Below are 13,144 nucleotides of genomic sequence, written 5' to 3'. Positions count from 1 at the left end.
TTGCTCTGTTTAACTTTTCGTTACATATTTAGGAATTTTCCTGCCCACTTACTTAGTTGGTGGATTGGCATTGTACTCATGCTGATTTCACTGCCCTTGCTAGTTCGCTTTCTCTATCGCAACTGGCCTCGAAAAGATGCATTAGTTCCTTACTTTATCAACTCTTCCCAAGCAGGGGAGTAGAAAGATACTCTGTAATGGTGTAGAAATGTATAGAATCTTGTAAAGATATAAAATATAGTCTTTTTTAAGATGCAAACATTCGAGCGACCTTCCTCAATGCAGCTGTCTGTACCACCAAACCATTGTCAGCCTTTGAAGATTATCGCACTGGGGGATAGCTTAGTGTATGGCTTTGGCGATCCGGACAAAGGAGGCTGGGTCGAACAACTACGGCGACAGTGGATGTTACCGGATAGTACTGGTCATGTTCTTTATAACTTAGGAGTACGAGGCGATCGCACTCAGCAAGTTGCCCAAAGGCTAGAAGTAGAATTTCGCCATCGAGGTGAACTGCGAAATCGTGTCCCTGACTTGATTATTTTGTCGGTAGGAGTAAATGATTCAGCGCGGTTGGCTCGTCCCAATGGAAGAAATTATACAGATTTTGCTTTATTTGAATCGCAAATAGCCGAGCTACTAGAACAAGCACAACAACTCTGCCCTGTAGTATTTGTTGGTATGGTTCCAGTTGATGAAACCAAAATGCCATTTCTCGATTGCTTCTACTACAATCATGCCGATCAGTACCGCTACAAAGAAGCCACTAGAATTGCTTGCAATAAACGCCGAATTCCCTATCTCGATATTTTCGACCAATGGATAGAACGCGGTGAACTTTGGAGGTGCAAACGCATCAGTGACGATGGACTTCACCCCAACACCATAGGCTATCAAGCTTTATTAGAGGATGTTATCAATTGGGAAGCACTCGCCACTTATCATTCTCTCGTAGCAATTTAAACAATATTTCTCATTTTTACGGAAAGCTCCACAAGATTGTGGAGTTTTTTAATATGAGTATGATAAAGCTCAATTAAACTCAGTACTCAGCACTGTTATGACTCCAACTTTATTTGGTCGGTGGCAAACTCGATTATTACTATTGGCAACTGTAGGTGTATTAGTGTCGTTACCTTTTGCAGTAGGTTTAATTGGGCCAGGTCCTAACTCAGTTTATTTCTGGATACTTGCCTATGTTGCCATCTTCGGCTTGGGTTGGGATGTACTTTATAACTATCTGCAAAAATTCCGTTGGGATAGAGACTGGCCCGCAGCTTATCAACTCTTTGCAGGAATGTGGGAATTTATCTTTCTCTTCTGTGGGGTAAAACTGTTTGGCTTTTTACCAATACCCGTACCTAAAGAAGAACTACCACCACAAGTCTTTCTTTTGCATTACAGCATTGTGTGGCTAGCAGTTTTCATTGCCTCCCAAAGCCTCATGCGTATTATATTTCCTCGTTGGCGTTTCCGGGGTGGGGAGTGGCTATAAGGAATAAGGTAAGGAGCAGAGGAAGAAGTAACTAAACTATTGACCTTGAGCCTTGACTATTTCGGCAGTAAAAACCCTATTTTAAAATGTATTTAATATCACATAAATACCCAAAATCCTGATAGAGAGGGAATATTTGTAGTTTTCTAAAGTATAATTAAGAAAAACATAACAAAAACTCAGCAGTAAAGTAGGCTGAAATATTGCCGTAAAAACTATCCAGAAATGGGTAAATCTTTATTGTGTTTTATAAGAACTATTGGTATCTGGTACTTGCAATAAGCAAGTAATTTTGGAAACCAACAAAAAAGTGTAAATTTCCCAGTTGAAGAGGCAAATAAAAGCGTGGGTCAGTATCAATCTGCTCAGCTAAGGCGCTACAATCCAGACGAGATCGCTCGTTACTATAGTTACCGTCCCTGGCTGGCGTGGGGGCGTTTACTGACAATTATCTGGTCTTTTGCAGGATTTATTCTGAGTCTAAAGTGGGATGAATGGCAAAATCAAGTAGAGCAGAACAAGAGAAAACGCGCCACTCAATTACGAGAACTGCTCACTCGGCTTGGTCCTACTTTTATTAAAGTTGGTCAAGCCCTATCGACCAGGCCGGATCTGATACGCAAAGACTTCTTAGAAGAATTGATCAAGCTGCAAGACCAATTGCCAGCTTTCGATAATGTACTAGCCTATCAGATTATCGAGACTGAACTCGATCGCCCAGTTCGCGAAGTATTTACCGAACTGTCACCTAAACCCGTAGCAGCGGCTAGCTTGGGTCAAGTTTATCGCGGTCGCTTGCTCAGTGGCGAAGAAGTAGCAGTAAAGGTGCAACGCCCTAACTTACGACCAATTTTGACACGTGACCTGTATCTGTTGCGTTGGGCAGCAAGTTGGCTAGCGCCTTGGTTACCCCTCAATCTCGGTCACGACCTCACCTTAATTGTGGACGAGTTTGGCACTAAGTTATTTGAGGAAATCGATTACATCAATGAAGGTCGCAACGCGGAAAAATTTGCACATAACTTCCGCGATGACCCCAATGTCAAAGTCCCAAGTATTTATTGGCGTTATACCAATAGCCGTGTTTTAACCCTGGAATGGATTAACGGCTTCAAGCTAACAGATACAAAAAGTATCCGCGAAGCAGGTTTAGACCCAGAGGAAATCATCAAAATAGGCGTCACCTCAGGGTTACAACAGTTATTAGAACACGGTTTCTTCCATGCTGACCCCCATCCGGGGAATTTGTTTGCCATGCGCGATGGTCGTATGGCTTACATAGACTTCGGAATGATGGATCAATTGGAAGAAACGACTAAAGAAACTCTGGTGGATGCATTAGTGCATTTGGTAAATAAAGATTACTTAGACTTAGCCGCAGACTTTGTGAAGTTGGGCTTTCTGACACCAGACACAAATATTTGCCCAATTGTACCAGCACTAGAATCAGTTTTAGGCAACGCCATCGGCAAAAACGTTGGGGATTTTAACTTCAAAACGATTACCGATGAGTTTTCGGAACTGATGTACGAATATCCTTTCCGAGTTCCAGCGAAGTTTGCTTTGATTATTCGTTCGCTAGTCACGCAGGAAGGTATTGCTCTGAGTCTCAATCCTAATTTCAAAATTGTTGAGGTGGGTTATCCCTATATTGCACGACGATTGCTGACAGGAGAATCTCCCGAATTAAAGCGACGGTTACTAAATGTGCTGTTTAAAGATGGTAAATTCCAGTGGCAGCGCTTAGAGAATTTAATTGCGATCGCTCGTACTGATGACAATTTTGATGTCTTACCTACAGCACAGATGGGTTTGCAATTTCTCCTATCTGAAGAAGGTAAGTTTCTGCGTAAGCAATTGGTGCTGGCCCTCACTGAAGATGACCGTCTGCATACAGAAGAAGTTCAACGCCTGTGGAACCTAGTAAAAGATGACTTACAGCCAAATCGTTTGTTAAATGTAGCGATCGGTTTGTTAACAGAGTTATCTAGAGAAGGCGCAGCGGCCATACTACCAAAAGCTACATCCTTTATGACTTTTGGTGGTAATGGGGCACAAAGTCAAAACTAATAAGTAAAAACGCCCAATTACTTTTCAATTTCCTTACAAATTAGGAGTGTTCATGTACTATTACCCTCTGCATCCACCATATTTCCTACTACTTGTTGGTTTCTTAACAGCATTAACTTCTGGCATAGCTTTATCTGGTACTTTGAAAGTAATTGTTCAGAAATGGCCGAGCGATCGTATAGAAAATACTAAACCGCGTTCCTCTCTAAAACAACTCATTGTGCCATTTCTTGGTATAACTGGTGGTATTTGCTTATTTCTCTCCTCAGGTTTAGGAATATTTGGCTTTCCCGCCCTCCTCGCTTTAGGAGTTGGCTTGCCAGTTAGTTTACTGACTTGTTTGCTACTTTGGGTACAATTGGGAAGCATGTTGGAATTTGCAGAGCGCCGAGGTATGCAAGCTCTAGATTTAGATTCTCTGTCTTAGAGTGTTCCAAACAATAAATAATCCAAAACCTGTCATTGCGAATGAAGCAATCACAAAGAGCTTGAGATTGCTACTCTGCAAGAACGCCTTCGGCGCTAAGCGAAGCTATGCCGTACCCCTATGCTTAAGCAAGCTACGCGTAGTGTCTCCGCTAGGAGAAGGCTTGACGCTAAGTTACACTCCGTTTTGCTCGCAATGACAATTGAGCATTTTTTTACTTGGAGTACTCTTAGGGGTAGGATAATTTACTCGCTAAATCATTAATGTATTTGCTCATCGCCAGTAAAAACTATGATGCGATGGTGGGCTTTCTTTATTGAGTAATTTTATCTTTAAAATTGCGATAGTTAAGCTTAATATTGTTAGTTTTTTGTTGTAAAAAATTCTTAGTATTATTTTGCAATCTTGTGAGTATATTTGGACGATGAAAAGTCTGAGGTCTGTCTTCGGGTGATTTTAAATAACGATAATGCAAAAATACATCTCGGTAGGGAATATTCACATCTTCACTAGCACAAACTTTAGTAAATGCTGACGCACCTATACTCATATAGTGCAGATATGTCAGCCTTTGCCCTTGGTCGTAGAGAACGTTTTCTCGGACATCAAATTTAGAACTCCAGTGGTTGCCAGTTGCTTTTTCTGGATCGTCGTAAGCAAAGTTATAATATGAAATTCCGCTTCTTAATACAATGTAGTTAAATAAAGATTGGTCAGGCCCTCCTAATGCCATAACATCGGCCTCACCAGACTGTAATTTATCTAGGAGATTAGTTAAAGTAGCCCGAGCAAAAATTTGTTTTTTAGCCGCGAACCAACCAGCACAAAATATATGAGATGGTAATTTTTCTGCTGGAAAAATCTCTTGGATTAACTCTGGCGGACCGTCAAAGACATATTTTAATTCTGATTTATATTGAAAATCATTTGTGACCCAATCATATTTATCTAACTTTAAATATACATAGTCAATAGGCCCCATTAACAGAGTATCTGCATCAAAATAAATAAACTTATCAAATTCACCCTCTAAGGCACATAGTTTTCGATGCATTGGTAGACGATAGAGTTCTGGAAATCCCCATTCTCGCCAAGTTTTTTGTGCTCTGGGATAGTTTTTCCAAACTTGGGTAGCAAAGTTATCCCAATATTTTATAGATGAATAATCCTCAAATAAGCTAACATTATCCCTTGCTGCGATCTCTGCCTTTACCTTATCTAACTGCTCGTTATATGGAATGACACAAACCGGAATTTTTCTACCTGCATTAGCTTCTATACTGTTGAGTAAAGCAACCAGTTGGTCATAGACCACATCATTAGCTAGAGTGTAAATACCATCCATAGGAATACTCCTGTTATCAAGTATGGGCAGTAACAAAGGGGAATAAACGACGAGTTAGTTTTGGAATAAAAGCAAATTTACCCTCATGAAGGTAGCGATAGTGATTCCATAATTCCCAATAGGGACTATTGCTTTTCATCTTTATTCCAGCCCAATGCAGATATTTCAGCCGTTGTCCTCGGTCATAAAGCGCGTAGTCTTGCTGTTGGAAATTTCGTGAACCAGCCCAACTACCAGGTCCTCCCCCAGGAATTTTCACAAGATTACCGCGTTTGGCAATTAATTTGAGAACCAGATAATTGAGAATAGGTTGGTCTGTCACTCCTTCAGAAAAATCAAAATATTCGCGATGTGTAGCACATTCACGCAAAGTTTTATCCATCTGCAACTCAGAAATAATGCCTTTTCGTGAAGCCCAAAAACCACTATTGAAAACATCTTCAAGTTGATTATCTGAAAAAATCTGCTGCTCTTTAATCACTGAAGAAAAAATATTGCGTAGCTTGTCATTAGCATGATGATAATCGCAACAGAAGAAATCAACTTCAGAAAGTTTCTCTAAATTGTCGGCAATTTTTTCAAAGACAACAATATCTGTATCAATATAAATAAACTCGTCTAAGGGTCCAAACCATGCTACCAATTTACGCATTTTGTTTGGTAAAGCAAGGAAATTTCGATCAAAAATTTCACCTATCCGCTTAGTAAATTCCTCAATCAATTCTAGGTTTGGAAAGATTTGCACATTGTGTAATGTGCTAAGTTTATCTGCTACTTTCTGATAATTATCATTAAAAGGTATGAGATAAACCAAAACTTCCTGATCATAATAACGAATGCTATTGAGTAAAGCAATGGCATTATCAATAACATAATCGTTAGCAACTATATAAATTCCCCGATTCATAAATTATCCTTAATGAATTATTAATTTAAATTTTCTCAAAGCTCTGGTGAATAAATTAGGTAGTGGTGCATCATAAGGTTTAGGGCTATTTTGGAATACTGGACGCTTTTCAGGTTCGTGTAAGTAGCGGTAATAAAGAAATAATTCTCGATAGGGAAACTCAATATTTTCTCCAGCACATACTGCTTGATTGATGTGAGGAGGAACGCCAATATAATGTAAGTAAGTTAGTCGATTGCCCTTGTCATATAAAATTTTGTCTATCTCCTCAAAATGCTTAGAAGTTACAGTACAGCCTGTAACTTGGTTATCAGGTAAGTGATGAGCAAAGTTATAAACGGATGTACTAGACCTCATAAAAATATAGTTAAGAACTGGTTGGTCGCCTGTAGGATAAAGTATTTTCCTTTCTCCTGATCGAAGATAGGATAATAATTCTGCTATTTTTTCTTGGTTAAACAATCCTTTCTTAGAAGCATAAAATCCAGAACAGAATATTTCTTTTAACAAGCGATTCTTATCAAATACTTCAAATAATTTATCTGATTTAATATTGTAAACTTTGTCTGGATGTTTAAACTGGAAATCATAAACGACACAATCATATTCATCTAATTTATCAAATACAAAATCTAGTGAATTCATCACTAAAGTGTCAGCATCTAAATAAACAAATCTATCAAATGGCCCATCAAAAGCACAAAATCTGCGATGACCACCATAAATTCTATATTTATTTCTATTCATGCTAGCAGGGCTAGCCTCTAGCATAAATTTATCCCAGCGTTTAATAGATTCTTGATTATCGTATAAGAATACATTAGGACGCTTAGCTATTGCGTCAGCAATCCGTTGGGTTTGCTCATCAAAAGGATAGATACAGACAGGGATATCCGAACCTAGTATCACATCAATACTATTGAGCAAAGCAATTAGTTGGTCATAAACATAGTCATTGCCAAGGGTACAAATACCATTCATATTTTATGAGCGCTGAATAACAAAATTGGTTAACCATTCATGAAATTGGCGTCGTATATAGCATTTCCTAGTCTGCTGAGGTACAAACGTATGAGTGTTCATCTGCGTTTATCGGTGGATAATTAATTCTTTCTGTAATTCTTTAAAGTGATAAATACGATAAGCTGATTTATTATGATTATTAGTTGTCCATTAATAATTAAATAGATAATTATAGCAATTTTAATTTCCACTTATGGAAGTAAAAATTGCAGTAAATATATTGATTACGTTATAACCTATAAATCTTTTATATGACAAGTACTTTACCTAAAATAAATATTGTTTCACTAAGTTTAATTCATGATTTTGTAAATTTATTATTGTTCATAGACAACTAGTAGTTGTTTGGTTATATTAATGCTAGGAAGTAGCTTACATACAGAAATAACTATGAACAAAGGAATATATTTATTGGCTAATGATGTTGTTTGCGATCAACTTATAGCTTTGATTAATAGCATCAACCTTAACTATAGCCCAGATATACCTATATGCATAATTCCATTTAATGAAGAAATGGAGTTAATCAAGAAAGTTATAGCTAAAAGAAAAAATACTTTTTTATTTGAAGATAATAAATCAATAGATAAGTGGGATAACTTTATTAAAGAATTTGATAAGTTATATTTTAACTATCCTTATGAAGGAGTAACTGAGAAGAAAGCAGAAGTTTTAACAATGCACAGAAAATATTGTGCATTTGATGGAATCTTTGACAAATTTGTTTTTTTGGATTTAGATACTTTGATATTTCAATCTCTAGACCATGTATTTAAAAAATTAGACGAATATGATTTTGTAGTTCATGATTATCAGAGAGTTACATCTATTAGGTTGAAAGAAGTGGACTATTATTTTGAAGCTTTTCAAGATATGTATTCTAAAGAAGCTTTAGCAAATCGTTTTCATTGTGGAGGATTTTGGGCATCGAAGCGTGGCGCAATTAACGAACAAGATTTAGAATATTTTCTTCAAGAACTTGCGAATGGAGATATAAAAATATTTAGAACTTGGTTAAGTGAACAAACTAAACTTAACTACATGACTATAAAGAAAAATTTAAAATTATATAATTTCACCTTAGATGAAACATCTGGTTACAACACAGGTGTATGCATTACATCGAATCATTTTGAAGATAAAAATCATATTTTGTATGACAAGGGGAAGAAATTGACTTATTTACATTATATGGGGATTAAAAATGAACGGTTACGGCGTTTATGTCAGTGGGAAAAGATGAATTTACCTTTCAGAAAACAATTAGCATATTTTGTTGATAAGTTATACAAATGGCAGATTAGTACTATTCCTTATCAAGATATATTTCTGTATTATAGATTTCTTGATGAAAGGTAGATAAAATCAGAATTATGAGCAATTTTTCACAAAATTATTAATCCATTCTAGAAGATTGAGTTTGTGAAGGATAATTTGTCTAGCTTCTGCGATCGCATCTTTAGCAGCATACCAAGCATCAGGCGTTGCAGTGACTTCTTGGATATACTTTAATCCCTTTTCATCAAGGCTAGGTAATCTTAAAAAACTCCCCGGTGGTAATAGTTTATCAGCCGCCGGGCCCCCATAATAAATGGGTAAGCACCAAGCTAAAAGGGAGTCCCATAATTTTTCACTCACATACCAACTATTATCAGCATAATTTTCAATTGCCAAGTTGTAGTAGTACGGTGCCATTCCATACCATTTATTATCTAGCTTCCCAGATGTTTTTACCCAGCTTGGCAAATCTCGTCCATAAAAATCACAATCAATTTGGCTTGATTGTACCAGACGTAAAAACTCTAAGCGTTGCCGATGGTTAGTGGTGCGATTGATTCCAGAAGTAATCCAACTACAAATGCGGAGCTTTTCGGGAACACCCATTTCGTTCAGATCGCGAAAGGAATTAGAATGATACCAAATAGCAGGCATATAATCTGGATTTGGTGCTGCATGATCAGGTGCAGAAATATAGCCACAATAGTTTTTTGCCCATTGATAGCAAGCTAAATTTGTGGATATAACTTCTTCTAGAGGTGGTTCACGCCAGAGAAAGATGATTCGCTCTTTCGGTACTCCTCTTAGTAGTGGTTGCATCTCTTCTTCTGGATAAGGGACATTTTGTAACTCTGATTTAGCAAACCAATTTTTCTTTTTGAATTCTTTTCTAATGCCGGCGAAATTATATAACAGTAAAAAATCAGGATTGGGTGCTGTTGCTAGCATTTGAATATTGTTCCATATCCCGAAAAAATTTGGTGTTTGTTGCCATAGCCAATCACTTTGGTTGGCAGAGGTATATCCAGTTAGCATACCTATAACTTTTTTATGCATAAGTTAGCAAAATTATTTAATTAACTATGTGTGGAATAAAAGATTGATTTACATAACTCATAATTTTCGCGGCTCGATTTTCCCAAGAAAACTGTTGGACAAAATCGATACTATTTGAATAACCATCTATTTTTCGCGGATGAGTAGCTAAAACATTTTGTAGACATTCAGCAAATTTTTTAGGATTATCTGGTTCACACCAAGCAGCTATAGCTTGGGTATTCTTAAACTCAATTAATGAAGGAATTTCTGTAGCTACAATAGGAGTTCCTGAGGCGAAATAGTCAAATAGCTTTAATGGTGATGTGAAAGTTGCAGCTTCTCCTAAACAATGGGGGTGAGCCAAAATATCGGCAGCTTGTAGCAAAGAGGCTAATTCATGATGTAATATATACCCTAAAAATTTAATGTTATGAACTTGTTTCTGTCTCGCTAATTGCTCATAATGTTCGACTTCAATAGCCTTTCCTCCTGCACAAACAAATTGCACATTTGGCATTTCACTAGCTGCATCAACTAGGACATCAATACCTTTAAATTGCTGTAGTGCTCCCGCATATACTATCAAATGTGAGCGTTGGTTTTGCAAAAGTTGATTGCGCCATTCTGCTGCTTTTTCTGGCTGTCTCTGCATAAATAAGCGATTAAAACCATTGTGTAGCCTGATCGCTTTTTCTGCTGGCATACCATTTTTAATCATAGATTCGCGAATTGGCTCTACCACTGTAACAGCAATTTGAAATAGTGGACTTTTAACTATTTCTGGCTCAAATGTTTTATCTTCGTGGTGATGGTGTTCGTAAATTGCAGGAACACCATTCTTAATGGCAGCTTTCACAAAATTCCAGTTGCGGCTATGAACAAGTTTAGTGGTTGGAATAATATGAAATGGAAGATAATACTTACAAGCAACAGTGTTAGAGTTAGCAAATTTGCTGCGCAATTTATCAATTGGCCAAGGCATCGGTAAAGGAGCTACTTTTAACTTGTCATGGAGATTATAATATTTAATAAGTTCTATTGGTGTTTTTCTTGGTTTAAAAGAAAAAACTAAATTAGCTACATTAATAGCTCCTGCTTGTTTATCAGGATATACTAAAACTGTTGAGTATCCTAAGTTTGCAGCCGCATTTGCTGCATTGGTAGATTGAACTAAATGCGCTTCAGGCTGAGGCAATTCTTCACCAATGAAAAAGACATAATGCTTTTTAAGTTTAGAAATTTGCATAATTTTAAGCAATAATAGTGTCTTCAAATTTTTCTAAATTATCTACAAGATAAATAGCGGATTCATAAGATTCTAAAATTAATTGCTTTTGCTCTTTATTAGGGAAAATAAACTCATCAGCTAGAGAACGAAGAGAATCAATTATCGAATTCAGGCAACTACGAAACTCAACCGAGATATGATTAAAGTTTGAAGCCTGAGTTTGGGTTACTATATTGCTATGATTTTGATCGGGAATAGCGAGAATTTTTTTCTTAATTTGAAGGTTAACTATATCATCAAAAATATCAATAGTAGTGAGAATTCTTCTAGCTGATTTGTAGGATTCTGTAATTAATTCTTGCCGCTCTTGAGAATTGTCTGCTAAATCGTCAATTAATAAACGCAGTAAGCCAATTGTTGAATTTAGTTGGGTACGAATTTCGTGAGAGATACGAAGCAAGCTTTGATTACTTTTAGTTGTTGTTTCAGGACGATCTGCAAATTGCATTGAGTAGAGACGTGAGTAATAACCACCCTTTTGTAAAAGTTCTTCATGGGTTCCAATCTCTACGACACGTCCTTGATCTAAGACGGCAATTTGATCGGCTTTTTGAACTGTAGAAAGGCGATGAGCTATTACCAAGGTTGTACGATCGCGGCTGAGATCGTCAAGTGCAGTTTGGACTAAGCGTTCGGAAACGGTATCTAAAGCGCTGGTAGCTTCGTCTAAAATTAAAATTTCTGGATTTTGGACGAGTGCGCGCGCGATCGCTAATCTTTGCCTTTGTCCACCAGACAACATAACACCGCGATCACCAATTAAGGTATCAAATCTCTGAGGTAATTTACTAATAAACTCATAGGCGTTTGCTTGCTTGGCTGCGGCGATAATTTCTTCTTCGCTAGCTTCTGGCCTACCATAGGCGATGTTATACCGCACTGATTCATTAAACAGAAAGGTATCTTGGCTGACAATCCCCATCCGTTTTCGCAAGGATATAATATCGAATTCTCGCAAGTCTTTGCCGTCAATGGTAATGCAACCAGCTATTGGGTCATAAAATCTTGGTAATAAGTCTGCCAATGTTGATTTACCAGCACCAGAACCACCTACCAATGCAAGAGTTTTACCACGGGGTAAATCTAAAGTTACATCTTTAAGTACAAACTTTTCATGGCCAGGATAAGCAAAGGAAAGTGAATTAAAACGCACTCCCTCTTGTAATGTTGTGTAGGTAAGCTTACCGTTGCCCATGAATGGCTTATTATCCAGGCTTAAAAATTCATAGACCACATCTACACTGGTGGCTGTACTAGCAAACCCACTGCGAATTGCATTTAATTGAGAAATTAATGGCAGTACTCGCAACAACACCAACAAATAGGTCAGGATTACGGTGGATAGGGAAACAATCTGATCGGCAAAAAAAGTTTTACTTAATAACACAATCAGCATCAACGCTATCACTCCCATTACCTCACTCAGAGGTGCGATCGCTTCTGAGTTGACTTGAGATTGGAAATCAGCTTTTTCGCGAGCACGAATTAACTGCGTAATCTTTTGAAATTCTCTGGCTTCATTCCCTGTTGATTTAACTAACCGCATCCCATTCAGCATTTCCAGTACAGCGATCGAATATGCTTTAGACATCTCACTTAGCTGCTTACCAAACTTTCTAGAGCGAGAAATAGCAGACTGGTTGATTAAGGTCACTAAAGACAGCAAAAATGTAGCAGCAATCGTCAACTGCCAAGAAATTGACAGTAATAAACCGACGAAAACTAGAATTGTAATTCCCAGGATAATTACCCTAATTGTATTGCCTATAGCACTTGCAGCACGACCAATTTCTCCACCTAGCCTGTTAATTAAATCTCCAACTCTTGTCTTAGCATAATAATCAATATCAATTTCCAATAATAATTTTAAACCAGCCTCTCGCATATCTGAGACTAGCAGTCTTGTTAAAGAACTCGATGCTAAACTGCCAGTATAACTAGCTATACTTTTAAGAAAAATTGTTCCTACTATTGCCCCAGCCATTACTCCAATACGGTAATTTTCTGGAACTTTATCAAACGGAGACATAATCATCGTCAGAATTGGTGGAGCGCTACTTAAATTTACTTCTTGCCCCACGATTTTGAGAATAACTGGAACAATTAGAGTTGTACTTACGCCATTAAATAATGCTCCTGAAAAACCCAAAATTATTGTCAGAATAATCAAGCCTGGATAAGGCTTGGCAAATCTTAGTAGAAGCTTTTGAGTAGACATCAGTTACGCATATTATAATTTATTTATTTTTAACATAAACACTAAGTTTTTTGCT

11 protein-coding genes and 1 pseudogene are annotated in these 13,144 nt (G+C 37.3%); 6 read left to right on the top strand and 6 right to left on the bottom strand.

What is annotated here, in order from left to right; translation table 11 throughout:
* The 5 genes and pseudogenes from BV375_RS37805 to BV375_RS28775 form a co-directional block, all read left to right on the top strand.
* Window positions 1–183, top strand: a pseudogene (locus BV375_RS37805) (hypothetical protein); the annotation flags it as partial.
* A 69-nt stretch (window positions 184–252) separates the two neighbouring features.
* Window positions 253–963 (top strand): GDSL-type esterase/lipase family protein, encoded by a 711-nt coding sequence (locus BV375_RS28790; protein ID WP_208099210.1) that lies wholly within the window; start codon window positions 253–255, stop codon window positions 961–963.
* 97 nt (window positions 964–1,060) lie between these two features.
* A complete protein-coding gene (locus tag BV375_RS28785) occupies window positions 1,061–1,495 on the top strand; it encodes a hypothetical protein (RefSeq protein WP_086766872.1) in 435 nt (144 codons plus the stop codon).
* A gap of 345 nt (window positions 1,496–1,840) precedes the next feature.
* Complete coding sequence (locus BV375_RS28780; protein WP_086766870.1) at window positions 1,841–3,565, top strand: AarF/ABC1/UbiB kinase family protein; 1,725 nt, start codon at window positions 1,841–1,843, stop codon at window positions 3,563–3,565.
* 52 nt (window positions 3,566–3,617) lie between these two features.
* Entirely contained in the window at window positions 3,618–3,992 is a 375-nt protein-coding gene (locus BV375_RS28775) for a hypothetical protein (protein WP_086766868.1), read from the top strand.
* 313 nt (window positions 3,993–4,305) lie between these two features.
* Here BV375_RS28775 and BV375_RS28770 read toward each other — a convergent pair whose 3' ends face one another.
* Genes BV375_RS28770 through BV375_RS28760 form a run of 3 tightly spaced genes read right to left on the bottom strand, consistent with a single transcriptional unit; the run spans window position 4,306 to window position 7,225 of the window.
* Window positions 4,306–5,337 carry an Npun_R2821/Npun_R2822 family protein gene (locus BV375_RS28770; RefSeq protein ID WP_086766866.1) on the bottom strand — a complete coding sequence of 344 codons (1,032 nt, stop codon included), beginning with the start codon at window positions 5,335–5,337 and terminating at the stop codon, window positions 4,306–4,308.
* 16 nt (window positions 5,338–5,353) lie between these two features.
* The gene (locus BV375_RS28765; RefSeq protein ID WP_086766864.1) at window positions 5,354–6,244 is read right to left on the bottom strand and encodes an Npun_R2821/Npun_R2822 family protein; all 891 of its coding nucleotides are present in this window, start codon (window positions 6,242–6,244) and stop codon (window positions 5,354–5,356) included.
* Window positions 6,245–6,253: 9 nt separating this feature from the next.
* Window positions 6,254–7,225, bottom strand: coding sequence for an Npun_R2821/Npun_R2822 family protein (locus BV375_RS28760; RefSeq protein WP_086766862.1), 972 nt, complete (start codon window positions 7,223–7,225; stop codon window positions 6,254–6,256).
* Between the two features lie 432 nt (window positions 7,226–7,657).
* Between BV375_RS28760 and BV375_RS28755 the strand changes: the two genes are divergently transcribed.
* Window positions 7,658–8,626 (top strand): Npun_R2821/Npun_R2822 family protein, encoded by a 969-nt coding sequence (locus BV375_RS28755; RefSeq protein WP_086766860.1) that lies wholly within the window; start codon window positions 7,658–7,660, stop codon window positions 8,624–8,626.
* A 12-nt stretch (window positions 8,627–8,638) separates the two neighbouring features.
* Here BV375_RS28755 and BV375_RS28750 read toward each other — a convergent pair whose 3' ends face one another.
* From BV375_RS28750 to BV375_RS28740, 3 genes are read right to left on the bottom strand one after another with little or no spacing between them, the layout of a single operon-like run.
* Window positions 8,639–9,601 (bottom strand): glycosyltransferase family 10, encoded by a 963-nt coding sequence (locus BV375_RS28750; RefSeq protein WP_086766858.1) that lies wholly within the window; start codon window positions 9,599–9,601, stop codon window positions 8,639–8,641.
* Window positions 9,602–9,617: 16 nt separating this feature from the next.
* Window positions 9,618–10,829 carry a glycosyltransferase family 4 protein gene (locus tag BV375_RS28745; protein WP_086766856.1) on the bottom strand — a complete coding sequence of 404 codons (1,212 nt, stop codon included), beginning with the start codon at window positions 10,827–10,829 and terminating at the stop codon, window positions 9,618–9,620.
* Between the two features lie 4 nt (window positions 10,830–10,833).
* A complete protein-coding gene (locus tag BV375_RS28740) occupies window positions 10,834–13,089 on the bottom strand; it encodes an ABC transporter ATP-binding protein (RefSeq protein ID WP_086766854.1) in 2,256 nt (751 codons plus the stop codon).
* Window positions 13,090–13,144 lie beyond the last annotated feature (55 nt).

The organism is Nostoc sp. 106C (genome assembly GCF_002154725.1).
Classification (GTDB): domain Bacteria; phylum Cyanobacteriota; class Cyanobacteriia; order Cyanobacteriales; family Nostocaceae; genus Aulosira.
The sequence above is the reverse complement of the archived record's forward strand: the minus strand, read 5'-3'. Positions and strand labels throughout refer to the sequence as shown.